General features: G+C 59.3%; 18 protein-coding genes and 5 pseudogenes. 9 read left to right on the top strand and 14 right to left on the bottom strand.

Annotated features, from left to right (window positions below):
- Positions 1-29: 29 nt before the first annotated feature.
- The 9 genes and pseudogenes from NKJ15_RS27540 to NKJ15_RS27500 all read right to left on the bottom strand — a co-directional run bounded on the left by NKJ15_RS27540 (position 30) and on the right by NKJ15_RS27500 (position 8,584).
- On the bottom strand, positions 30-1,130 hold the full coding sequence (locus NKJ15_RS27540) for an ABC transporter ATP-binding protein (RefSeq protein ID WP_352818922.1): 1,101 nt from the start codon (positions 1,128-1,130) through the stop codon (positions 30-32).
- Positions 1,123-2,130, bottom strand: a complete 1,008-nt coding sequence (locus tag NKJ15_RS27535) for an ABC transporter ATP-binding protein (RefSeq protein ID WP_352818919.1) — start codon at positions 2,128-2,130, stop codon at positions 1,123-1,125. The genes NKJ15_RS27540 and NKJ15_RS27535 overlap by 8 nt, the downstream gene beginning before the upstream one ends.
- Complete coding sequence (locus NKJ15_RS27530; protein WP_352818917.1) at positions 2,127-3,059, bottom strand: ABC transporter permease; 933 nt, start codon at positions 3,057-3,059, stop codon at positions 2,127-2,129. Before NKJ15_RS27530 ends, NKJ15_RS27535 begins: the two co-directional genes overlap by 4 nt.
- Complete coding sequence (locus NKJ15_RS27525; protein ID WP_352818914.1) at positions 3,056-4,057, bottom strand: ABC transporter permease; 1,002 nt, start codon at positions 4,055-4,057, stop codon at positions 3,056-3,058. The genes NKJ15_RS27530 and NKJ15_RS27525 overlap by 4 nt, the downstream gene beginning before the upstream one ends.
- A 1-nt stretch (position 4,058) precedes the next feature.
- Entirely contained in the window at positions 4,059-5,720 is a 1,662-nt protein-coding gene (locus NKJ15_RS27520; protein WP_352818911.1) for an ABC transporter substrate-binding protein, read from the bottom strand.
- 341 nt (positions 5,721-6,061) lie between these two features.
- Positions 6,062-6,321 (bottom strand): annotated as a pseudogene (locus tag NKJ15_RS27515) (hypothetical protein); the annotation flags it as partial.
- Between the two features lie 304 nt (positions 6,322-6,625).
- Positions 6,626-7,555: an isopenicillin N synthase family dioxygenase gene (locus NKJ15_RS27510; protein ID WP_352818908.1), complete on the bottom strand. Its 930-nt coding sequence runs from the start codon at positions 7,553-7,555 to the stop codon at positions 6,626-6,628.
- Complete coding sequence (locus tag NKJ15_RS27505; RefSeq protein ID WP_352818905.1) at positions 7,552-8,259, bottom strand: class I SAM-dependent DNA methyltransferase; 708 nt, start codon at positions 8,257-8,259, stop codon at positions 7,552-7,554. The genes NKJ15_RS27510 and NKJ15_RS27505 overlap by 4 nt, the downstream gene beginning before the upstream one ends.
- Before the next feature lie 157 nt (positions 8,260-8,416).
- Positions 8,417-8,584, bottom strand: a complete 168-nt coding sequence (locus NKJ15_RS27500) for a hypothetical protein (RefSeq protein WP_352818903.1) — start codon at positions 8,582-8,584, stop codon at positions 8,417-8,419.
- A 411-nt stretch (positions 8,585-8,995) separates the two neighbouring features.
- Here NKJ15_RS27500 and NKJ15_RS27495 point away from each other — a divergent pair.
- A pseudogene (locus tag NKJ15_RS27495) lies at positions 8,996-9,139 on the top strand (integrase); the annotation flags it as partial.
- Positions 9,140-9,489: 350 nt separating this feature from the next.
- On the opposite strand, the pseudogene NKJ15_RS27490 reads toward NKJ15_RS27495, so the two are convergent.
- A pseudogene (locus tag NKJ15_RS27490) lies at positions 9,490-9,769 on the bottom strand (ATP-binding protein); the annotation flags it as partial.
- A gap of 323 nt (positions 9,770-10,092) precedes the next feature.
- Between NKJ15_RS27490 and NKJ15_RS27485 the strand changes: the two are divergent.
- From NKJ15_RS27485 to NKJ15_RS27455, 7 genes are all read left to right on the top strand, one after another.
- Positions 10,093-11,322 (top strand): ATP-grasp domain-containing protein, encoded by a 1,230-nt coding sequence (locus NKJ15_RS27485; RefSeq protein WP_352818900.1) that lies wholly within the window; start codon positions 10,093-10,095, stop codon positions 11,320-11,322.
- A gap of 44 nt (positions 11,323-11,366) precedes the next feature.
- Positions 11,367-11,816 (top strand): hypothetical protein, encoded by a 450-nt coding sequence (locus NKJ15_RS33090; protein ID WP_502906954.1) that lies wholly within the window; start codon positions 11,367-11,369, stop codon positions 11,814-11,816.
- Positions 11,817-12,076: 260 nt separating this feature from the next.
- Positions 12,077-12,241: a M81 family metallopeptidase gene (locus NKJ15_RS27475; protein ID WP_352818898.1), complete on the top strand. Its 165-nt coding sequence runs from the start codon at positions 12,077-12,079 to the stop codon at positions 12,239-12,241.
- Complete coding sequence (locus NKJ15_RS27470; protein WP_352818896.1) at positions 12,168-12,671, top strand: M81 family metallopeptidase; 504 nt, start codon at positions 12,168-12,170, stop codon at positions 12,669-12,671. The genes NKJ15_RS27475 and NKJ15_RS27470 overlap by 74 nt, the downstream gene beginning before the upstream one ends.
- A gap of 51 nt (positions 12,672-12,722) precedes the next feature.
- The gene (locus tag NKJ15_RS27465) at positions 12,723-13,169 is read left to right on the top strand and encodes an MlrC C-terminal domain-containing protein (protein WP_352818893.1); all 447 of its coding nucleotides are present in this window, start codon (positions 12,723-12,725) and stop codon (positions 13,167-13,169) included.
- 1,105 nt (positions 13,170-14,274) lie between these two features.
- Positions 14,275-15,654, top strand: a complete 1,380-nt coding sequence (locus NKJ15_RS27460) for a M20/M25/M40 family metallo-hydrolase (protein ID WP_352818890.1) — start codon at positions 14,275-14,277, stop codon at positions 15,652-15,654.
- Positions 15,655-15,894: 240 nt separating this feature from the next.
- Positions 15,895-17,127: a hydantoinase/carbamoylase family amidase gene (locus tag NKJ15_RS27455; protein WP_352818887.1), complete on the top strand. Its 1,233-nt coding sequence runs from the start codon at positions 15,895-15,897 to the stop codon at positions 17,125-17,127.
- 724 nt (positions 17,128-17,851) lie between these two features.
- On the opposite strand, the gene NKJ15_RS27450 is transcribed toward NKJ15_RS27455, so the two are convergent.
- On the bottom strand, positions 17,852-18,892 hold the full coding sequence (locus tag NKJ15_RS27450) for an IS110 family RNA-guided transposase (RefSeq protein WP_352818884.1): 1,041 nt from the start codon (positions 18,890-18,892) through the stop codon (positions 17,852-17,854).
- 183 nt (positions 18,893-19,075) lie between these two features.
- Here NKJ15_RS27450 and NKJ15_RS27445 point away from each other — a divergent pair.
- A pseudogene (locus NKJ15_RS27445) lies at positions 19,076-19,894 on the top strand (IS110 family RNA-guided transposase); the annotation flags it as partial.
- On the opposite strand, the pseudogene NKJ15_RS27440 reads toward NKJ15_RS27445, so the two are convergent.
- The 3 genes and pseudogenes from NKJ15_RS27440 to NKJ15_RS27430 form a co-directional block, all read right to left on the bottom strand.
- Positions 19,879-20,054: pseudogene (locus NKJ15_RS27440) on the bottom strand (FAD-dependent oxidoreductase); the annotation flags it as partial. The pseudogenes NKJ15_RS27445 and NKJ15_RS27440 overlap by 16 nt on opposite strands.
- Positions 20,055-20,257: 203 nt before the next feature.
- Positions 20,258-21,457, bottom strand: coding sequence for a glycine C-acetyltransferase (locus NKJ15_RS27435; protein WP_352818985.1), 1,200 nt, complete (start codon positions 21,455-21,457; stop codon positions 20,258-20,260).
- Between the two features lie 437 nt (positions 21,458-21,894).
- Positions 21,895-22,854, bottom strand: a complete 960-nt coding sequence (locus NKJ15_RS27430; RefSeq protein ID WP_502906953.1) for an aminotransferase class IV — start codon at positions 22,852-22,854, stop codon at positions 21,895-21,897.
- Positions 22,855-23,089: the final 235 nt, after the last annotated feature.

Raw genomic sequence — 23,089 nt, 5'->3', positions numbered from 1 at the left:
TTCCGCTCCGCGTCCACCGCTTGACTTTTTCAAGGAGTAATTCGAGGCGGTCGAGTTCGCGACCGATCGGAGCCTTGAGGTGTTCCGGAAGCGAGGACTGAAGAAGTCTGAGAAGCACCGGGCCGGCCATCATTCGCCAGCCAACATGCGACCATGTGCTGCGGTCCGACTTCGATGGCCGGTGGCTCCTCAGCTTTGCAACGATCGAAGGCCAGTGGGCAACGCGGATGGAAACGACAGCCCTTCGGCACGCGTGCGGCGCTTGGAACCTCGCCCTGCAGGGCCGGCAGTTCGGCGCGACCTGCACTGCCGCCAATCTGCGGGGTGGCATTGCGCAAGGCGACGGTATACGGATGGCGGGGGTTGAACGTGATCTCGTCGGCGCTGCCGATCTCGACCAGCCGCCCAAGGTACAGGACAGCAATTTGGTCGGCGATCAACCAGGCGAGCGGCAGGTCGTGGGTAATGAACAGCAGCGCCATGTTGTGTCTGTCGCGCAGATCAACCAGGACCTGAAGAATCTGAGCGCGTATCGAGACATCGAGCATCGACACAGGTTCGTCGGCGACGATGAGCTGCGGCCTGACGGCAAGCGCTCCGGCAATCACGACCCGCTGGCGCTGCCCTCCTGATAATTCGTGTGGGAAGCGGTCGAAGAAATCACCGGGAGGATTCAGCCCGGCGGACGCAAGAGCGTCGCCCACCCGCTCGGCGAGTTGGGTGCCGTTTTTGACCAGCCGCAGTGAACGCAGCGGCTCTGCCACGATATCGAATACGGTGTGTCGCGGATTGAGCGCCTGATAAGCATCCTGAAAGATCATTTGCACGCGATGCCGATAGGGGCGCAAAGCCGACAAGCCTTGAAGTGACGTCATATCGCGGCCTTCGAACACCATTCTGCCGCCGGTCGGCTGGGCAAGCTTGGTGATGACGCGGCCCACAGTGGTTTTGCCACTTCCCGATTCCCCGACCAGGGCGACGATCTCACCCCGTCGGACGTTGAGGTCGATCCCGTCCACCGCGCGCACGGCGCCGGCAGGTCGGGCCAGGACACGGTCGAACAGTCCGCCCTGGATAGGAAAATGAACTTGCAGGCTCTCAAGGCGTAGAAAGTCGGCGGTATCAGGCATGAGCTGCGACCTTGTCTTCTTGCGAGGACCTATAAAGGTGGCAAGCGACGCGTCCTCGCCCAAACTTATCGAGGCGGGGGACTTCGGTCGCGCAACCCCCCATAGCCGACGGGCAACGCGGATGGAAAGCGCAGCCCGGAGGTCGATTGATCAAGTTGGGGGGATCACCGGGTATTGGCCGGATCATCTTTTTGCCGTTCGCCGGGTTCGGAATCGAGTCGATCAGCAGTCTGGTGTACGGGTGCTTAGGGGTGGCGAAGATCTCAGCGACAGTGCCGTCCTCGACGATGCGGCCCGCGTACATGATCATCACGCGATCACAAGTCTCGGCAACAACAGAAAGATCGTGCGTGATCAAAATGAGGGCAAGATTAAGCCGCGCTCGCAACTCATCCAGCAGTTTGAGGATCTGAGCCTGTGTAATGACATCCAGCGCCGTCGTCGGCTCGTCGCCGATGATGATTGAGGGGCGACACGCGAGCGCCATGGCGATCATCACCCTTTGACGCATGCCACCGGACAATTCGTGGGGATAGGCGGCGCCCCGATCGGCCGGAATACCGACCAGCTCGAGCAGCTCTCTCGCCCGCGCGGTCGCCTCGCCCCGCGACATGCCGAGCTTCAGCATACACGGCTCGGCAATCTGCTTGATGATGCGGTGAACTGGATTAAGCGCATTCATCGCGCCCTGAAAGACGACGGATGTCTCGCTCCAGCGATGCGGCCGCATCGCCGCGTCATTGTCGATCAGCAGTCGCTCTCCGCGATAATGGACTTGGCCGTCGCTGACCTGCGCGTTTGGAGACAGGAGACCCGCGATCGCCATGGCGGTTGTGGTCTTGCCACTGCCCGATTCACCAACGAGCGCAATGGCCTCCCCGGGTCGAAGCGCGAAGCTTACGCCGTCGATCGCTCGCAATGAAAGGCCTTTGAGCCGATAGTCGACAGTGAGCCCGTCAACCTCCAAAAGCGACGCCCTGCTTTGAGAGCAGTCTATCATGGGATCACCCTGTGGCGTGGGTTGAAGGTGTCGTCGAGGGCATTTCCAATCAGGACGAAGCTAAGGGAAACCACTAGTACGCAAAGTCCGGGGGCGCCGAGGTACCACCAGGCTCCGGCACTGGCTGCACCGGCGCGCTGAGCAAGGGAAAGCAAAGTGCCCCATGAAGGCTGCAGCGGATCGCCAAGCCCGAGGAACGAGAGCGACGTCTCGACATAAATTGCGCCGGCGACGACCAGAGCACCATTGGCTGCGATTTGCGGCACGAGATTGGGCAGGATGTGCCGCATTATGATGCTGAGATTGCTGCTGCCCGCAACGCGCGCGCGATCAACGAATGTTCGCTCCTTGAGCGACAGTGTCTGGCTTCGAACGATACGTGTGACGAACGCCCAGCTTGTCATACCTATAACGACAATGATCACGAAAAGAGAAGGACGGAAGCCGAGGATTTCGCCGCTCCGCCCCATCACCTGGAGAAAGATGGGTGTGATGACCAGCGCCAGCACGAAGGACGGCATGACGAAAAAGAAGTCCGTCAAGCGCATCAGCCAGACGTCAACCCTTCCACCATAGTAGCCAGCCGTTATACCGATCGTAGCCCCGACGACGAGGCTGATCACAGTCGCCAATAGCGCAATCATAAGCGAGATCCGGGCACCATGGACGACCAGATTGAGCACGTCGCGCCCGACTTCGTCCGTCCCCAGAAGATGCTGGCTTTGAGGCGAAGCGAGGAAGTCACCAGTTGCGGTGGCTACGGTCTCAAGTGGGCCCACGAGGATATTGGGCACCGCAGCCAGCACAAGGAAGAACACGAGACACAACAGGCCGAGATGAGCCCCACCATAGCCAAGAAATTTGCGTAGAAAGTCCCTGATCGCTCGCGCTCGGCTACGCGGGGAATATTGAACGATCCTTTCACTCATTTCCGGACTCTCGGATCAAGAATGCCGTAGGCAAGATCGGCGATGAGGTTTGCAACCACGATCGATGCACCCAGCAACAGGAATATACCCTGAAGGACTGGGTAGTCTCGCGCGTTGAGCGCCTCGACGGTGAGGCCGCCGATCCCTGGCCAGGCGAAAACAGCTTCGACCGTAATGGCACCTGCCACTACATAGCCAAGGTTAAGGCTAATCAAGGTCACAACCGGCAGCATTGCATTTCGAAATGCATGCCGCATCAGCATCTGTCCGCCGGTCAGCCCCTTGGCGCGCGCGGTCACCATGTAGTCCTCGGTAACAACATCGCTCATCGCGGCACGAGCGACCACGACGTATTGGCCGATTAGTCCAAGGGCCATCGCCGTGACCGGAAGCACGAGATGCCGCAGGTAATCGAGAAACCAATCAAGGGAACCGCTGATAGCGCCAGGTGAATACGCACCATAGCCCGGAAACCAGCCCAATGCCGTACTGAAGATCACCACCAGGAGCATGCCGAGCCAGAAAGACGGCGTAGAATAGAGCGCCAGAGAGGCTCCCGTGACGACATAATCGACGGCTCCTCCTCTGCGCCAACCCGCATATAGGCCAAGCATGACCCCGCACAGGACCGCGATAAATTGGGCTAGACCGACCAGGGCGATTGTGGCCGCCAAGCGCTCCAAAATCAGGTCAGCGACATGCCTGCCCCTGAACTTGAAGCTGTAGCCGAAATCGCCACGAAGAGTAGCCGACAGGTAGTCGACCACCTGGTCCGGAAACAGCGGCCGATCGAGCCCCCAGTTTTGGCGCTGCGCCTCGATCTGCTCAGCGGTCACGCTGGTACGCGCCCCGGCAAGCAGAAGCGCGGCAGGGTCTCCTGGAATAACCCTGAACAGGATGAAGTTCAAGGTCGCCACCATTAGAAGCGTCACGGCCGCTCGAAGGAGGATCCTCGCCGTACGCCGGCTTGCCCCGCCTGCCGGCTTATTGTAAACCATCTTACACGGGCCTCAGGCGATCGAACGGAAAGTACCCCACCATCGACATCATGTCCTGTGTCCCCCAGCCCTCGAAGCAATCCTTGCGCCGAGCTTCGAGCAGGGTAGGGTAGCATAGCATTATGTAGGGCGCCTCGGTGTAAATGAGCCGCACCGCCTGATCGACCAGCTCCTGGCTTTTCTTGAGGTCGACGGTGACCTCGACCTCTGACAGAAGCTTGTCGAATTTCTCATTTGCCCAGAACGATCTGTTATTGGTGCCGATGGCCCTGCCGCTGCCGAGGATGAGCAGGTCGTGCGGGAAGGGAGTTAACCAGTTGTTGTCAATGAGCAGATCCCAGCCGGCATTCTCGGGGGCACGCCAACGGGCACCGAGCGCACCGGCGTCGAGCCGGGTCACCGATACGGGGACGCCAATTTGTCCGAGCCAGTCAGCGATCAGCTCCACGGCCGCGATCGGCAGCTCGATGTTGGCCGAAGGCCCGGTTATCAGCTCAAGCTGGAAGCTCTTACCCTCCTTATCCTCCCGGACGCCGTCGCCGTTCGTGTCCTGATAGCCGGCGGCATCGAGCCGGCGACCCGCCTCGGCGAGATCAAAGTGGCGCCTGAGGTCACTTAGGTCCGAGTAGTAATCGGTTGCCACCGGCATCACCAGCCCAACGCCGGCGTCGCCGTGCCCGCGGAGGGCGCGATCGACGATCGCCTTCTGGTCGATCGCGTAGCCGATCGCATCGCGAAACGCCGGATCCTGCAGCGCTTTGGTGCTGCCTGCTCCCTTCCCGGATAGAGTGTTGAAGGCCAAAAAGTTCCGCTGCTCGACGCGCGATTCACCGACCACGATGTCGGGATTCTTCGAGAGGTCGGCCCACTGGGCAGCCGTCAGGTAGAAGCCATAATTAAGGCTGCCACTCTTCAGACCCTGGGCGATGAGATCGGCCGAATTGAAGAAGTGAAAGACCATGCCGGCCGTCTTCGGCTGTCCCGCGCGGAAATACTTGTTCGGCGTGAATTGGGCGAATTGACCCTGCTGAAACTCCGAAACGATCATCGGCCCTGTGCCCACGAGCGGCGGGTCGTTGCGGAAGGTGCTGCGGGCATCGGCGTAACTGATGTCCTTCCAGATGTGCTCTGGAACAATCATTGTCCAGTTGTCGATTGGCCAGCGGGTGGGGACCTTGGTCACGATTTGCAAAGTCTCGTCATCAAGGGCTGTGATGGACTCGACGTTTTGCAAGCCGTCAGTGTTGTTCCAGCCGATGTTCAACTCGTCGGGCTTGCCGATGGAATCACCCAGGTAATTATAGGTGAATGCGGCATCCCGTGCCGTGGCAGGTTGGCCATCCGACCATTTCATGTCCGGCCACATCTTGAAGGTCCAGGTAAGCTTGTCGTCCGCAACGGACCACGCCTTGGCAAATCCCTGCCGATCAGCGTGGCGCTGGGCGTCCACGGCGACCAGGAAGTCATAGGAGAAAGCCGTCGGCCAGAACGAGCTCCAGGTCGCAAATGGGTTCATCGTATCGGGTGAAGCGGTTGCGGCGATGCGCACGATGTGATCGCCACACGAAGCTGCTAAGGCCCTCGAGTTTAAGATCAAGGGCATCGCCGATCCCATAAACATCGCCTTCATGACGGCGCGGCGACTAAGTGACCACTCGTTCATTCTTTCCTCCCTGAGTGCCGACTTTTGCCGGGTTCCATGGGAATCTAGAGTACATTTGCCCTGCAGTAATTTCGCTTCTGAATCGCAATAATTATGAAACGGGAATGGCATAATTCCCTTCCTATTGCCGCGAACCTGTCAAAGGAACCCACGGATCGCCTGGCGATCCTCGTTCATTATCTTGGGCTCACGAGGACCCATGATGGATAGTGGGCCAAGAAAAGGATAGCTGCTCGAGAAGTAGGGCGGTCACCCGGACGGCCCATTCCGGGGTTGTGCTCGATGCGGTCGACGCTGCACGAGCGGCGGCCGGTGCGCGGCGGCGGGTTCCACCACTCCGACTAGGGCGTGCAAGGCCGATTCAAGCGGTCCTCGCAACACAGATGGTTTTCACCACAGCAGCCACGAGTCAAGCCGCCTTTGCGGGCGTTCCAGCGCAGGGTTTTTCGAGGCTTGGCGTTGTGAGGGCGGCTGCGACGGCGGCGAGCTCCTCCTCGGCGCTGCGGAGGCTCAGATCGGTGCCTTTCGGGAAGTACTGTCGCAGCAGTCCGTTGGTGTTCTCGTTGGTGCCGCGTTGCCACGGGCTTTCCGATCGGAGAAAAGACCTGGACACCGGCATCTATCTTCATACGGTAATACGAACGACGCGGCTTGCCCGTGGGTTCCTCTCCAAGAACCAGTTCATCGCCTCTCCTGCGCGAAGAGACTTCAGCATGCTAGCCGTCTACCTTTTACAAACAGCTGACCTACTCTTCATCGAGGGGTGTGTCAGAGCCCTCTTTGAAGCCGATCCGGGGAGTCGATTCTGCGGCGATTGACATCGGGAAATCCGAGTTTCCTCCTCGTTGCGGAAATCGCTTTGCCCTTCGCATGTCCTAATCTCCTTCTTCGAGAAACCGAACGGCCTACTGCAACTCTCGCGCGCGTCCGGCGCCATTCCGGGTTTCCCAGATTGACTCAAAGTTGCGCAGCATCACTTCTGCGACACTGAAGGTTTGCTTTCCTTGCCGGGAAGTCAGGCGAGCGTCGATGTCGGGATAGATAAAGAAAGGAAGGGAAATTCGGTCAGTCGAACCACTGTGTACGACCTGATGCGGCGTGCTCTTGAACCGGTCGTCGCTCAAGGCCTGAAGCATGTCGCCTAGATTGACCACGAGACTGTCGGGGAGGCTCGGCGCCGGTATCCAACGCCCGCCGAACCACACCTGCAAGGAGCGGGTGGGGAGTTCCTCCTGCAGCAGCAGCGTAAAGAACCCATTGTCGGTATGCTTTCCGGCCGCGCCGCCAGTAGATGGATACCGGATCACGCGTTGCAGGACCGTCGGCGGGTTGAAATGGCGTTGGAACCAGCCCTCTTCCATATCGAGCAGGTCGGCCAGCGCGATCCCGAGTTGCGGCACAACCCCGTTGACCACGGTAGTCTGCAAAGCAAGCAGGCTTCGAGCGAAACCAGGAGCCAATGCGTCATCCGGAAGGCGTGTGCGTCCGGCAAACGGACGCCCGTCGTCTTCGTTCTCGAGTCCGAGGTCGAACATTTCCTTTGGATCGGGGCCAGCCTCGGGATGTAGCACCTCGCCGTGCAACGGACTGTATCCACGGGAGGTAGTGGGGTACACGTCTTGGGCGGCGTGACCGTAACGTTCCTTTGTCGACTGTGGCAACGCGAAGAACCGCCGTGAAGCCTGGATCGCTTCTGCGATCTGTTCTTTCGGGATTCCGTGCTTAAGATAGAAGAACCCGTACTCCTCGCAGGCCAGGCGTAGGCGCTCGCGCTCTTCGTGTCGCGTTGCATTGGCTGCCAGTTTCATCAGTGAGATTTGCGGTAGCGTGATCATAGCTGCTCCTCCGTTGGTGCGTTGGCTTTGTCGGTCACCTGAAAAACCCAGTAGTGCGCGTCCTCCTCCGCGACGTATCTGCCGTCGTTTAAACGCTGTGCCGGTACAAGGACCCCCGCATCCTGTAGACGCCGCACCTCGTCTTCAAAGGATGCGGTCTCCCCATAGCTCTTACGGGTGCTTGCGATGACGAATCCGTTCGGACGCGTGACGCGAGCCAGTTCGCGCAGTGCATCCGGTCGGACATGCCCGAGCGTGAAGACACCGCAGCAGACCGTAACATCGTAGGTTGCACTGGAGTAGTCGGAGAGCGGCCCGTTAAGGTCGACATCGCCTTGGACGTGGCGGTAGACGCCGGTTTTCCGGGCCTTTTCAGCCATCTCCTCGGAGAGGTCGAAACCGTCGAGTAGCCGGAAGCCAAGACGCTTCAACTGCACGCCGACGAGACCTGTTCCGCACCCAGCGTCCAGGATTGCGATGGCTGCTCGATCGCTGGCCAAATAGGCCGTCTGCACGGCCCCCGCCAGTTCCGCCACGATGGTCGGCCCGCAGTACCCGTCGCGGTCGACGTCCAGATCGTAGGAACTGGCCCAGCCGCGATAGAAATGTTTCAAGCGACCGGCGTCGCCGTCGAGGGCATGGGAATCCTTGATGCGCTCTCGGGCGGCTTGCTCCAATGTCGTCTGCTGATCGCGGGTATTCATGATAATTCCTCCGTGCAGGGGTAGATTCGATGCGGTCATTGGCAGCGCAATGGCTGTGGCTGAATTTATAGGCTGTTTCTTGTCGTATCGCTGCGCATGACTTGTCGCGAGCGCTTCTAGCGAAAGTACGCCAACTGCTGCCGCCGGACGGCCGATCTCAGGCTGCTGCGGGAATCAGTGGGGATGTATCGACTTGAGCGCTGTCCGGCATTCCGTCCAAGGCGCCATATTCGCCCATCAACTTGTCGAAGACGTCGCGTGGCAGCGGCAGGCAGGTGACGACCAATGCCGAAATCGCATATCGCATTGCGGTGCGTCTTGTCATCAGGTGTCCTTGCGTTCGCGGCCGCGGGATTGATGTCTTCTTTACCTCATGGCTGGCGTCCAAGAGCTTGACGATTGGTCGGCCCAATGCTGTCGCTAGCGATGAATCCGATTCATTATGGAAACGAGTTGCGCGCCCGATGCTTCCTCCAGCCTCTACAGCAGACATGGGACTTCCTTTCACAAGTCAGTCGGTGAAACCGATAGCCAATTTCCATCGTCGCAAAGGAATATCATCCAGATTGTATCTTGAGCAAGATAGTTTAAATTAAGAATAGTTCAATATATTTAACAGCTTTTTGAACATAATTTAATATTAATTTCGAAGCATTACCACAATTCTTCAACACAAGAGTTAGACACAGAGAGAATTTGCCCCTAAGGGTGTGACGAAATCCTGTTCGACAGCCGGCGAGAGGTCGAGATCGGCCGCGGCTCAGCCAACACCACCTGCTCGGTGGTAGCGGTGGAAACCTGCCTCAAGCTCGCCCGTATCGCGCATGATTCTCTCTTCCGGCGTGTCACCGGCAAGAGCAGGGCCGTAGCCCCCCGTCGAAACGGGCGACGACAGCCTTGCTGCGAACAGATGACAAACCCCTTAGCGGCAGCGCAGGATCATTCATGGTGGGTGTGGCCCTCCGGGACATTGCACGGATCAGCCTAGGCACAAAATCCTACGTCAGTTGGACGGCTTACTTCACATCCGCCAAACTGCGATGCAATTTCCGGGCTAGCAGCGCCCAATAAGGACGCCAGTTGAGACCGTCCCCCGGGCAAAAGCCCGGCTCTCGGAGGGCTCGAGCACGCGCAGTCGGCGCCGTGATCGGCATATGGATTCGGAACAACGTTTACAGGGAGCGGTTTCGTTCACAAATCCGAACGTCAAGGATTAACACGCTGCCGCTTGCGCGTGAGCCGCGCGTAGCGGCCTTTGCAGCGGGCGAGTGCCAGACTGCGAACAAGCGGGGCACGCGCCGATAGAGAACGGAGCGATCATCGCGGCAGGCCAGACGGCCAAGCGCGCAGGCAAGCGAGCTCTTCTCAACCCTGGCGGCCCACAAATGGCCAGATTGTAGCAGGCGTCGATGCAGTCGCCGGCGATGAGGGGCCGGTCGAGGCCGCGTTCGCTGCGAGAGTCGAAATCCTCAGAGGCTGCCCGATGTAGCAGTTTTGGGAAGCGCGGGCGGCGGCGAGCTTCGTCCCAGTAATAACCTGTTCGCCTGCGGCGCCATAGTTTGACCGCAGCTGACTACCCTGCAAGGCGAACCGCAGCCTTCGAGATGTGGGCGGCATCTCCTCGGTGGCGCTCGCCGCCGTCCAGACGCTCTATGCCACGCCGCCGGCAAACAAAGCGTTGCAACAGGTCCTTCAAATAAATTTACAGAAACTTTGCGACCGCAAATCGCTGACATTGATACGTTCACCACAAGCTGAGGTAAGGCGCGGCTAAGGAACGGCGCCGAGTTTCGCTCAGATCGCCCCACAGCACGCAACGGAAGGTCGACGCCAATGGCAAGAAGAGCGCTCATCCTGGTTGAAGGCCATTCACGGTGTACTGGTCTGCTATACGTTCAAGCGGCCAAGCGTCTTGGTCTTCATCCAATTACGCTGGCGGCCGATCCAACTCGGTACGACTACATTGCGGCGGAAAAGGTGGAGGCAATCCCGGTCGATACAGACAATCTCGATGCGCTTATCCGCGAATGTTCCCGACTGGGTGCGAGCTATGACATTGCTGGCATTGCGAGCAGTGAGGGTTACGTCTATGCGACAGTTGGCAAGCTCTGCAGGCACTTCGATCTACCTGGACCGAACCCCGAATCCATTGAACCATGCTGCGACAAATTCACTCAACGTCAGCTCCTCGCGGAGGCCGGCGTTCCAATGCCTGCTTATCGCTTGGCCACGAATGCCACGGACGTAAAAAGCTCTGCCGCGGAGATCGGCCTGCCGGTGGTTCTTAAGCCAGCCGTAGGCGCCGGCAGCAGAGGTGTCCGACTGTGCCGCAACATGGATGAGTTATCCGAACATACGACCTATCTATTGGGCGGAAAGCACATATGGCGGTCTTCGCCGAGGATACTGGTCGAAGAATTCGCACAAGGCCCATACTACGGCGCTGAGATAATGGGAAGTAAGGTCATCGGGATTGCCGCCGCCGAGTTCGCCCCTCCACCCCATTTCGTCTTTCGTGAATTCACCATTCCGGCCCTGCTGACTGATGACGAGCATGAGCGTATCGCCGATGTTTCGCAGAGCTGTTTGCAAGCTCTCGGCCTTGGCTGGGGGCCAACGAATATTGAACTCCGGTGGACGAAGCGTGGCCCAGTCGTCATCGAAGTCAATCCGCGTCTTCCTGGCACGCCCGATCCCCAAATGATTCAGTTGGCTTATGGTATCGATCTCATCACCGAGCACATCAAGCTTGCGATCGGCGAGGAATGGGACTTGCGCAAAAGGCATTCGCACATTGCAGCCGCGCGGATCCTAGTTCCTGATCGCGATGGCACCATTGATTGGATCGTTGGCGAGAGTCGGGCGGCCGCTGTGTCGGGTGTCGCCGAGGTCAAATTCTATGTTGAACCCAAGACGCCGATTCTCAGGAAAGGCGATTCTCGAGACTGGATCGGCCATGTCATCGCCGCTTCACCCGGCCGTGCCCACACCGCTGCGATACTTCAGCGAGCCGTCAACTTAATCGGTTGGTCGATCACACCATTTCCGACCGTTGGCAAATAGGAACAATGTGCGGCCGTTGCCGGTTTGTCCTGTAAAGAGCTGAATTGGGGCGCTGGGAGGATCGGTGGCGCGGCGGCGCTCAGGCCACAATCCGACGCCATCAAGGCCTGTGGGGGCTGGTGCGCGGCCGCGACGACCTCGTCGCGAGCAGGCTGGCGCTCGCCAATCAGCTCGTACGCTGTGCGCTGTTTTGGGACCACCTTTCGGGAGTGGTCGCGACGCGCAAAGTGTCGCTTTGGCTCGGTCACGCCGGCCTGCAAAGCACGGAGATCTATCTGCGGGCCGATCCGACCGAGAAGCTCGAGGCACTTGGCGCGATGGCGCCACCGTCGCTCAAGCCGGGTCGCTTCCGTGCTCCTGGCGCGCAGAAGATGCGGTATCATTTCAAATTGCGTCGCCTTTCGCGCTCCAATGCTTCGAGAATGGGTGAAATTTGCCGCAATCCTGCGACCACTTGGATTATGCTGCTCGCATTCCACTCTAGTGAGAGATGATGGACGTCCCCCATTATGCGTCTGTTTGCGGCAACGCTTGCTACTGAAACCCATAGCTTTTCGCCCCTCCCTACCGGCATCGATAACTTCAAAGAGGGGACATTTCTGCGGCCGGGCGAGCATCCCGAGGAGGCGCCGCTCTGGTGCACGGAACCGCTTTGGGCGGCGCGCCGAAGGGCGACTGCAGACGGCTTTACTTTGATTGAGGGTAGCTGCTACGCCGAACCTTCTGCCCCACGAACCAGCGCGATCACGAGTTCATGCGCGATGAGATCCTGGGTCAAGTCAAGGAGGCGGTGCCTGTAGATGGCGTACTGCTAGGTGTTCACGGCGCCATGGTGGCTTATGGCTATGACGACGTCGAAGGAGACCTTTTTGGAGCGCGTGCGGGCCCTTGTCGGCCCCAAATGCGTCATTGGCGTTGAACTCGACCCTCATTGTCATCTGACCGTAAAGCGCGTGAAGCTCGCCGACATCATAATTCTGTACAAAGAATATCCTCACACCGATCAGGTCGAACGTGCCGAGGAGCTGCCCGATTTGGTCCTGAAAATGATTCGGGGCCAAGTCAAGCCTGTGATGTCACTGTATGACTGTCGACAGTTGGCTTGGTACCGAACGGACATGCCGCTAATGCGGGATTTCGTCGATCGTATCAAAGCGACGGAGGGTAAAGATAGTGTGCTCTCTATTTCAATCGGCCACTGTTTCCCGCTATCGGATGTCCCCGAGGTGGGGAGTCGCGTGCTCGTCATCATGGATAAAGACAAAGCCAAAGGGGACACGCTTGCCACCGAGGTGGGCATGGAACTGGTCTCAATGCGTGGTCAACGGAGTTGGGTTGATAAGTGTTAGATGGCATCAGCGCCGCACTTGAATTCCAGGGTGCGCCGGCGGTGATTGCCGATGGTAACGACAACGCCGGTGGGGGGGGCCGCTTCGGACAACACAAGCATTCTACGCTGCCTCATCGAGCGTAAAGTCGAGAGCGCCGCCTTGGGCCCTCTCTGGCATCCTATCGCGGTGCGCCTATGCTTCCAAGCAGGCGAGGGAGCCAAGCTTCCGCTGCGCATCGGAGGCAAAATCGGCCCCGATTCCAGCGTGCCGATCGATGCGGCTGTGTCCGTAACCGGACTTAAGCGAGATTGCTGGCAGTCCAGTGGCCCAACGCGAAACCCGCTTGGTGACTGCGCTGCAGTGCGAATCGGCGGCGTCGAAGTTGTGCTCTCCAGCGAGCGGACGCAAGCTCTCGGGCTCGAGCGCGGGATGGCGATCGAACTTCAATTCAATTCATTCACCCGAGGAGCTGAATCCTTCGTCCAATGCTCCTCGCAAGGAAGATCTATGTCGTAAAGAATTTTGCGCCAAACTGATCGTCTGCATCGCCCATAATGAACAGCGGGTACCCGATATTTCCGCCAGCCGATCGAGCAGAAGCCCCAGCGGCTCGCGGTTAATCCGCGCCTTAGTTCTGTCGACACTGCGAGTGAGGCATTCGAATCCGGGAGACGACAAACCTCTCGTTCTCCAACGAATGACTTTGTTGGGAGACGACAACAATAATACTTCACTTGGCGAAGGAGCGTTTGGGCCCAAACTTTACCGATTGCTGAAAATGGGCTGCAGAAAGCTCGGGGTTTAAGATGCCAATCTTGCGCGACACGGTCACACCGACATTTCTCCATCTGATCCTGGTCCGGGCCACGCCCGACCACAGCGATCCTCAAGCGCTTGCTCAAATCTCCGCACCGTTGCTTTGAGTCTGTTCATCTGAAGTCCGCTGCTGAGTGCGCCAGAATGTGTCCGACGCTGCCGGCCGACGGCTCGTTGGCTCGATGTCGGCTTCGGTTAGGCGCTCAGAATGACGGACTGCCCCTGACGAACATCCGCTGCATTAGCGTACCAATGTGTGGGAGCTTGGTAGCTCAGACGTTACCCGACACATTCACCCGGAAGGGATAGCTCGTATCGTTTCAGCACTAAATGGCCCCGGCCGAGCACTGATTGGAACTATTTTGCACATTGCGGGCCGATCACCACATTTCAAAAGCACCGTTTCTTGGAGGACGTATTTCACAAGAAGAACGATTTCGGAACGGATCGGTCGTCGAGAACAGCTATTTTTGGCTGTGCAGGCTAAGAAAAGTCTCGTCGGCACAGCAACGCCTGAATTGGCGCAAACCTAGGGAGTTCGCGTGCAAGACCGCTATGGCGCGGTGAGGGCATCATCGCAGGACGACTTGGCAACAATCGTCAATGGCAGTGGCGGTCATCCGGGTTCGCCGCGCCGAAGCTTCCATTCCATGTGACCGCAGTGCAAATCATTGTCGGCCTGCAAACTTCGAGCTTACGCTATACGATGCCCGAAAATCAGACTTATTCCTGATCGTGTCGAAATTGCAGTCGCCGCCGAGGCACTCGGACCCGTTTCCGTAATTTCGCGCAACGAGAGAAAGCTATGACTTGTTCTGACACATTGAATGCCGTTTTCGAGTATATCGATGGGAACCGCGCCAGATCTCTCGAACGGCTGAAGGAGTATCTTCGTCATCCAAGCATCAGTGCCGAGAACATAGGTATCGCCGAAGTGGGTGCCCTGTTAGTCGAAATGCTGACGAACATAGGACTCGAAACCAGCCTGCAGCCGACGGCGGGGCACCCAATAGTGGTCGCGCGGTGGGAAAAGGCCCCCAGTAAGCCCACGATATTGCTCTACGGCCATTACGACGTGCAGCCGGCTGACCCGATCGATAAATGGCTCTCGCCGCCCTTCGAGCCGATTATTCGCCACGGTCGCATTTACGCACGCGGCGTGGGCGACAACAAGGGCCAGCATTTTGCGCAGATCCTGGCAATTGAGTCCCACCTCAAGGTGCATGGCGCGCTGCCCTGCAACGTCATCCTGCTGCTGGAAGGCGAAGAGGAGATTGGCAGCCCCCATATTGCCGATTTCGTGCGCGCCAACACGGAAACCCTAAAGGCTGATCTTGCCGTCACGGCCGACGGCCCGCGCCATGCGAGCGGCGCGCCTATGATCAAATTCGGCTCGCGTGGCGTGCTCTCCTTTGAGCTGCGCTGCCGCCATGCCAACGGCGACTTGCATTCGGGTAACTTTGGTGGCGTTGTGCCCAATCCGATCTGGACGTTAGTGCACCTTCTCGGAACCATGAAGAACGCCGACGGCGAAATCACCATTGACGGTTTCCACGACGGTATCGAGCCTCCGTCTCCGGAGGAACTGGCCGCAATCGAGCGCCTGCCGCTCGACGTTGAAGCCTATAAGCAGAGCCTCGGGCTCGTGCGGCTCGATGCGCCGGCGGAACGGCCCTTCTACGAGCGTCTGTGCTTCCGCCCGACGCTGACTATCAATGGCTTCCATGGCGGCTATGGCGGGCCTGGCAGCAAGACCGTCCTGCCCAGTGAGGCCTTTGTAAAATGCGACACACGGCTCGTGCAAGCGCAGGACCCCGGGGACATACTGCGCAAGGTCGCCGCGCATGTGAAGCAATACGCGCCCGATGTGGAGCTCATCGCGATGGAGAACATGTCCGCGTCAAAGACGCCTATAGCCTCGCCCTTCGCCGCGCCGTTACGCCGTGCATTCGTCGCAGCGCAAGGAGAGGAGCCCCTGCTTATCCCAGCGGGTTTTGGCAGCCTGCCCAGCTATGTCTTCAGCGAGATACTTGGCATTCCTGCTTTCGAAACGCCGTACGCGAACCATGATGAAGCAAACCACGCGCCGAATGAAAATCTAACACTTGATTGCTTCTACAGCGGGATTCGCACAGGCTCTGCATTGTTACATGAGCTTGGCTCGTTGCGACTTGGTGAACCATGATCGATAAGCGCGGTCTGTCCCTAGGATAGGCGCAGTCTTTCCGCGGCCGAATTCCGACATGCCCTTTCGACGAGTTCAACACGGTCTGGGATAGCTGGATGGCCGATGCTGACAGCCGATCAGGATCTGCGCTGAGCCGCGCTTGGCCGACCCGGCATATCGCCGACAAGCGGTCCAAGGGAGTCAGTACTAGCCTTTAACTTAAACTTATTCAGGACGAACTACAGGGTGGTTCAGCAGATGCCAAAGATCAACGCCGGACGCTTGCTGTTGGAGCTCAGACGATTCGCGCAATTCGGAGCGTACCGGACGGGTGTCCATCGCCCGACGTATTCGAAAGAGGATATGGACAGCCGCCGCTGGCTTGCGCAGCAATACGAAGACGTAGGGCTTCAGGCGCATATCGATGGGGTGGGTAATGTGTTCGGCATTCCGCGGTCGGAACGGCGATTCCTGTTGGTTGGGTCGCATGCAGAATCCGAGAACCGTGCCGGATGGCTCGACGGGGCCCTTGGCGTGATGTACGGCCTCGAGATTGCCCGGAGCTTCGCGGAAACACCGGATTGCGCTGGACTTCCCATCGCCCCAGTCGCGTGGGCGGATGAAGAAGGCCACTATGTATCGTTACTTGGTAGCCGTTCATTCATCGGTGACATCGACGAGGCGGAGATCGACTGCGCTGTGAATGTCCATCATGGGCTGCCGCTCAGGGAAGCGCTCTGTGCAGCCGGCCTAGCCGGTGTTCCCCGATCTCGGCTGGAACCGGAACGCTACGTCGGTTATCTGGAAGCACACATAGAACAGGGCGACGCGCTGGAAGCCTCGGGCAACCGGATCGGTGTTGTTACGAGCATTGTTGGGCTTTGGCAGTACTTAATCATCTTTCGCGGAATCCAGAATCACGCTGGTACGACGCGCATGATTATGCGAAAGGATGCCGGCGTCGCTGCAGCGACGCTAGCCATGGCAATTGCCGAACGCTTTCCGAAAGTGGCCGGCCCGCGTTCGGTGTGGACCACGGGCCGCATTAGCCTGGAGCCGGGCGCTCCCAGCATAATTCCAGGCAAGGCAGAGATGCTGTTCCAGTTTCGGGATTCAGAGATGCCGGTGCTTGAGCGCCTCGATGCGGCACTAAGGCAACTGGTCGAAGAGACCGCGATCAGCACCGGCTGCCGAGCGGAGATAGAGCGGACCGAGGCCGGTAAACCATGGCATATGGATGTGGCCTTCCAGGCAGCGATTGAGAATGCTGCCGCCCGCCATGCACCCGGCGCCTACGTGAGAATGCCAAGCGGCGCCAGTCACGACGCACAGGTCGTGGCTCGCAATCTGAGAGCCGCTATGCTTTTCGTGCCAAGCGTTGGCGGTATCAGCCATCACTGGACCGAAAACACTGACGATGCCGACCTGGTGCTCGGCTGTCAGGTGCTGGCTGATGCCGCCGAGACGATCCTGCGTGGCGAAAGCAGGTAGCGGTTGGCATCCGAGGCTCGGGGAGACTGGACCCTTCCGGCCCATCAATCTCATTCGGCTGAGTCCGATGACCGATGTACGAGGATGCTGACCGGCGACAACGTGACCGGGAATGAAGTTGTAGGCCTGAGCAGCCTTCAGCTGTTACGGGGCGGTCACGAGAGCGTCAACAGGTTCGTTTTGCTGTGACTAGACGTTATGACCGTGGTGTGAGCGGCGGCCCGCCCTTAGTCCTTGCAGCTGTAAAGCGAACGGGGGTTGCTTCTCTATTCGGCGTGTTGAAGTCAAGCGCTTTTCGAGTCCTTCCGCTTCGCCGGCGTTGCGCATCTTTCGCGGGGTCTTCCTTCTCTCCGGGATCGGCGCTCTGGCCCTACCCTTAATGGGGGATTCAGGAGAATGAGGTGGAACAATCTCGGAAGCGTCCTGATCGTTGTGATGCGACCGGTACTGCAACCCTCGCGAACTCACCTCATTCATCGTCCCGCGAAGGACGCCCCTTTTCCACCGGCAGGTGGAATCTTATGGGGTGATCCTTGTCACGCTGGCTCTGCGATCATGTTTCATCTCTGCGTTCGACTGCTGGCGACCATCTCCTCGTCCCGACCTTCTTTGCGCTGCCCGCCCGCGCGCAGGTGGGTCGTCAAGGGCCACGGGCCCATCGCGCAGCGACTTGCCCTTGACGGGCCACGCGCACGGCGGCAGGCTGCAATGGTCGGGCGCACGATCAGGCGGCCTTCGGCATGATGTCTTGTCGTGTCCAGCGGAACTCTGTGCCGTCGCGCCACATGCGATGCATGATCACCGCCAGCCGACGGGCCAATGCGACAATGGCCTTCTGTCGGCCGCGCCGCCTGGCGACATTCATCGCGCACGCCCTCAGCCACGACCATTTCGCCACGCGCGTCAGCAGCGTCTGCGCGGCTTCGTAAAGCAGCGTCCGCATGATGCCATCGCCGCAGCAGGAGATCCGGCCGATGCGGCGGCTTTCGCCCGACTCATGGAGCACCGGCGTCAGCCCCAAGATCGGTCCGACCGCCTTGGAGTTGCGGAAGCGGGCCGGAATGTCGATGGTCGCGGTATAGGCCAGCGCCACCACCGGACCGACGCCCGGTATCGTCGTCAGCCGCCGGCAGACCTCGTTATCCCGGACGATCGCCAGAAGCTTGCGGTGAAGCGCGGCAAAATTCTCGCGCAGCTTGCGGCGCGCATCGAGCAGCGGCTCGACGATCTCGGCCAGGTCGGGCATGCCTTCGGTGAGCTCGCGGATACGGTGCTCGAATTTGACGGCGCCGACCATGCCGACCTTGAGGCCGAAGTTGCGCAATAGCCCGCGGATGTCGTTCTGGATGGCGATCGCCTTGTCCTGCAAGAGCTTGCGCGCCGTCAGCAGTGCCCGGCGCTTCTGGCTCGTCAGCGTCTTGACATGGACCGGGCGGAACAGGTTGACCCGCATCATCTGGGCAATGCCACGGGCATCAATGCGGTCGGATTTGTTCGGCTGCGCCTCCAGGAACGCCTTGGTGTGGCGGGTCTCGATGCAGATCACCGGTAGGCCGGCTTCGGCCAGGCCGCTGAACAGCCATTGCGACAGCGGTCCGGCCTCGAGGCCGATCCGCTCAAAGGTCCAGGCAGGATCCGAGAGCACCCGCACAAGATCCTCGGGATGGCTCGGCACCTTCATCTCCCGGCAGATCTTGCCTGTTTCGTCGACAATGCAAATTGCGGTCTCTTTCACGGAGACATCCAATCCTGCATAATGTTTCATGCTGCGCTTCCTCCTTCTGATGACTTGTGGCTGCGCCATGCAAGAACCACGTTTAACATCACCCTCGAAGCGCAGCACCTTCAAGCCTTATCCACCATGCCATGGTCGCCCGAAGATGAGGCTCAAGCCGAATACCCCATCTCTGGAGTGGCCAGCCGAGCCCCAGCAAAGGAAGGACGGGCCATGGAAGAGGATAACGTTTTTCACGTCGGTATCGATGTGTCGAAAGCCAAGCACACGCGATTGCAATTGCCGCGGGCGGACGCAATGGGGAAGTCCGGTATTTCGGCGAGATCGACGCGACGCCGGCGGCCGTGAAGCGGTTGGTGCGCAAGCTGGAGCGCAAAGATCGGCGCCTGCATTTCTGCTACGAGGCCGGGCCGACCGGCTATGGCTCTACCGGCAGATCGTCGAGCTCGGTCACCGCTGCAATGTCGTTGCGCCCTCGCTGATCCCCAAGCGCCCGGGCGAGCGGTCAAGACCAACCGGCGCGATGCGGTCAGCCTGGCGCGGCTGCTGCGGACCGGCGAGCTGAAAGGGATCTGGGTTCCCGACCCGGTGCATGAAGCGGTGGGCGATCTTATGCGCGTGCGGTCCACGGCAAGCGAAGATCTGCGCAAGAAGCGCCACTCAGCTCCTCTCCTTCCTGCTGCGCCATGGCGCGTGTTCACCGGCCATAAGCACTGGAACCGGGCGCATGCCCGCTGGCTGGCAGCGCAAAAATTCGACCATCCGGCCCAGCAGATTGGGTTCCAGGACCAGGTCGACGTCATCACCGCCGCACAGAGCCGGCAGGAGCGGCTGGATGCCCAGCTGACCGAGTTGGTGCCGAGCTGGTCGATGGCGCCGGTGGTGGCGGCCTATCAAGCGCTTCGTGGTGTGTCCTTCATCGTCGCGGTCACCTCAGTCAGCGAAGTCGGCGACGTCCGTCGCTTCGACAGTCCGCGGCAGCTGATGGCCTTTCCGGGCCTGGTGCCTTCGAAGCGCCAGCGGTTCCAAACCTCAGCATTGCTTGCCGAGAGTTGTCCGCCATTAGCAAATGACGTTTCCATCGCGGCATACCGCTGCCTATCTAATACAGTGATGTCATAACCGCGCTCCAAAAGGGCATATGCAGTCGATACATCGGTGACCCGGCGCCGATGACAACAATCCTGGGCATTTTGTTCTCCAGACAAATAAACCGGTGCAGGCCTGCCGGCGATCACCTAGCCTACCGAGGCGGGCGAGCACTGCTCGTTCGGGCAGGGCATCACGTGCCGCTAGAGTTCGACAGTAGATCCGTCTTGCGGATGCATAGATCGACCCTGAATTACGCCAAGGACTATCATGACTTCCTCCCGGGGCATCGACGATGGCATTCCGTCATGTCGGACATCGGATGACTCCCAATTCCCTGCCTACCTCCGTGAAGGCCTCGACGGTACGGTCAATATCCGCACTCGAATGTGAGGCAGACATCTGCGTGCGGATACGCGCCTGATGCTTCGGGACCACGGGGAAGGAGAATCCGATCACATAAATGCCGCGCTGGAGCATCTTCTCGGCCATCTGCTGGGCGAGGCTCGCCTCGCCCAATATCAAAGGAATTAACGGATGGTCTGCGCCAGCCAGCGTGAAGCCCGCCTCGGACATCTTGGAGCGGAAGCGGTCGGCATTGGCATAGAGCTTTTGGCGCAGCGCATCGCCTTTTTCGATCAGATCGAACACCTTCAGCGACGCCCCTGTGATTGCGGGCATCAGCGTATTGGAGAAGAGATACGGCCGCGAGCGCTGGCGAAGCCAGTCGATGACCTCGCGCCTGCCTGCCGTGTAGCCGCCCGAGGCGCCGCCGAGCGCCTTGCCGAGCGTGCCGGTGATGATGTCCACCCTACCCTCGACGCCGCAATGCTCCGCCGTGCCGCGCCCATGCCTGCCGACGAAGCCGACCGCGTGGCTGTCGTCGACCATGACCATCGCACCGTATTTCTCGGCCAGACCGCAAACGCCGCGAAGATTGGCGATGATGCCGTCCATGGAAAACACACCATCGGTCGCGATCAGTTTGAAGCGGCTGCGCTCAGCCCTCTTCAACTCTTCTTCCAGCGCTCCCATGTCATTGTTGGCGTAGCGGAAGCGCCTGGCCTTTGAAAGCCGTACGCCATCGATAATCGAGGCGTGGTTCAGCGCGTCGGAAATGATGGCGTCTTCCTCGCCGAGCAACGTCTCAAATAGACCGGCATTGGCGTCGAAACAAGATGAATAGAGGATCGCATCTTCCACCTTCAGGAATGAGGAGATGCGCGCCTCGAGTCGCTTGTGCACTTCGTGCGTCCCGCAGATGAAGCGGACCGACGCCATGCCGTATCCATAGCGGTCGAGCGCAGTCTTAGCCGCGTCCCTCAGATCTTCATTGTCGGCGAGGCCGAGATAGTTGTTGGAACAGAAATTCAGGACCCTGCTGCCACCCGCAAGCTCGATCTTGGACGACTGCGTTGAGGTGATGACGCGCTCAGATTTGTAGAGCCCCGCAGACTTCAACCCTGCCAATTCCGCAGACAAATAGGCAATGAAATCGTTGTTCATCGGCAACTCCGCAGGAATGGCAAGAGTACGTCCATGGTAACCGCAGTCAATTCGCTCAACCCGCGCGCAACGACGCATAGGGTAGCGAAGCAGCTGCGAGCCCGACATATTCCACAGGGTTTGTGACGCCCAGCAAACCGGCATCACCAGTTCGCGGAAGGTCGACGGGTCGGTCCCCTCGTTGAGGTGCACGTTCACGGAGGGTGACCCGAGCTCGGCGGCGCAGAAAATTGCCGCAGCATCGCGGATCGCGCTCGCCTTCCGATTGCGGTCTCCCACCAGCAGGAGACGTCGGTGCGCATCGAGCAATCATCCAAATCCAGGGCGGCGCCCCGACGAAGCGCGCCTGCTCGAATTTCGCGAGTTTGCGTGACGACAGCTCATCGAGATCGTCACGGAGTTGCTCCTCAAGTAGCCGTCGCATGGCCCGCTTCTCATCACGGGTAGACGACAGGGGTCGACCATTTCGGATCATCGTGCTTTTGCCAGTAGAGATACATGAGCCGATGGGTAACGGGTCCCACGTGCCCATTAGCGATCGCTGCGTCGTCGATACGCGTCACGGGCATAATGCCGCCGGCAGTCGAGGTGATGAACACCTCGTCAGCCCCTTTGATGTCAGGACGACAAATATCAGCAGCGGTGGCCGAGAGCCCGATCTCGGCGCAAAGATCGAACACAGTCCGGCGCGTGATGCCAGGCAACACCCCAAAAGCGGGTGTCCTCAGGGACCCCTCCTTTACAACGAACACATTGAAGCCAGGCCCCTCCGCAATGTGCCCGTTTGTATCTAAGATCAGCGCCGTCTCCGCCCCCCTGTCGTAGGCATCGAAAAGACCCTTCACTAGATCGAGCCAATGGTAATTCTTGATCGCCGGGTCCACCGATTTCGGTGGAATGCGGACCGTTTCGCTGATCGCGACGTGCAAGCCTCTTTCGAGTTGCTCCTTATTGGCAACCGACCCAAACGGCACAGCAAACGCGATGAAGCGGTTCTCCGCCTGGCGGGGATCGCGACTGAACGTCGGCGATGTACCGCGCGTGCAGATCATCTCCACGTAAGCCGATCTGTGCCCCGACAAAGCAACGCAATTCCTCAGGATCGACTCTATTTTCTCCCGATCATAGGGCAGCTCCATTCGCAGCCGTTCCACGCCCCCAAAGAAACGGTCAAGATGCAAATCCAGCCGGAAGAACCTGCCATTCCAGACGTGCACCGTGTCGTAAGTGGCATCGGAGTGCAGGAAGCCCCAATCCAACACGGAGATTTTGGCCTCCGACATCGGCAGGTATTGCCCATCCACAAAAGCGATCCCGTCCGGGTAGCGCCGTTGGTCACAGTAATGCTCATCGACAGTTGGAAGAACAGGTAAGATCTGTACCATCGTGGTCACCATTCTTTTCCTTACACCGGGCGGTTACTTTTCCTGCGTCGAATGTCGGGCAAATCACACCGTCCTCACGCAGGATAGACTGCGCCCTCTACGTCGCACAGTTGCTTAGGGGAAAAAGCTCAATCTGATGCTGGACGCGCAACGGTGGTTTCAAAAGGCGGGCCGGAATGCTGACTTCAACGCAGCGCGCCCCAGCGTCCACCGTCACCGGCGGCTCGAACTTGCGTTGGAGGAGCGT

It is taken from the genome of Mesorhizobium sp. M0207 (assembly GCF_040321995.1).
Taxonomy (GTDB): Bacteria; Pseudomonadota; Alphaproteobacteria; order Rhizobiales; family Rhizobiaceae; genus Mesorhizobium.
This window is presented reverse-complemented; position numbering and strand designations above follow the sequence as displayed.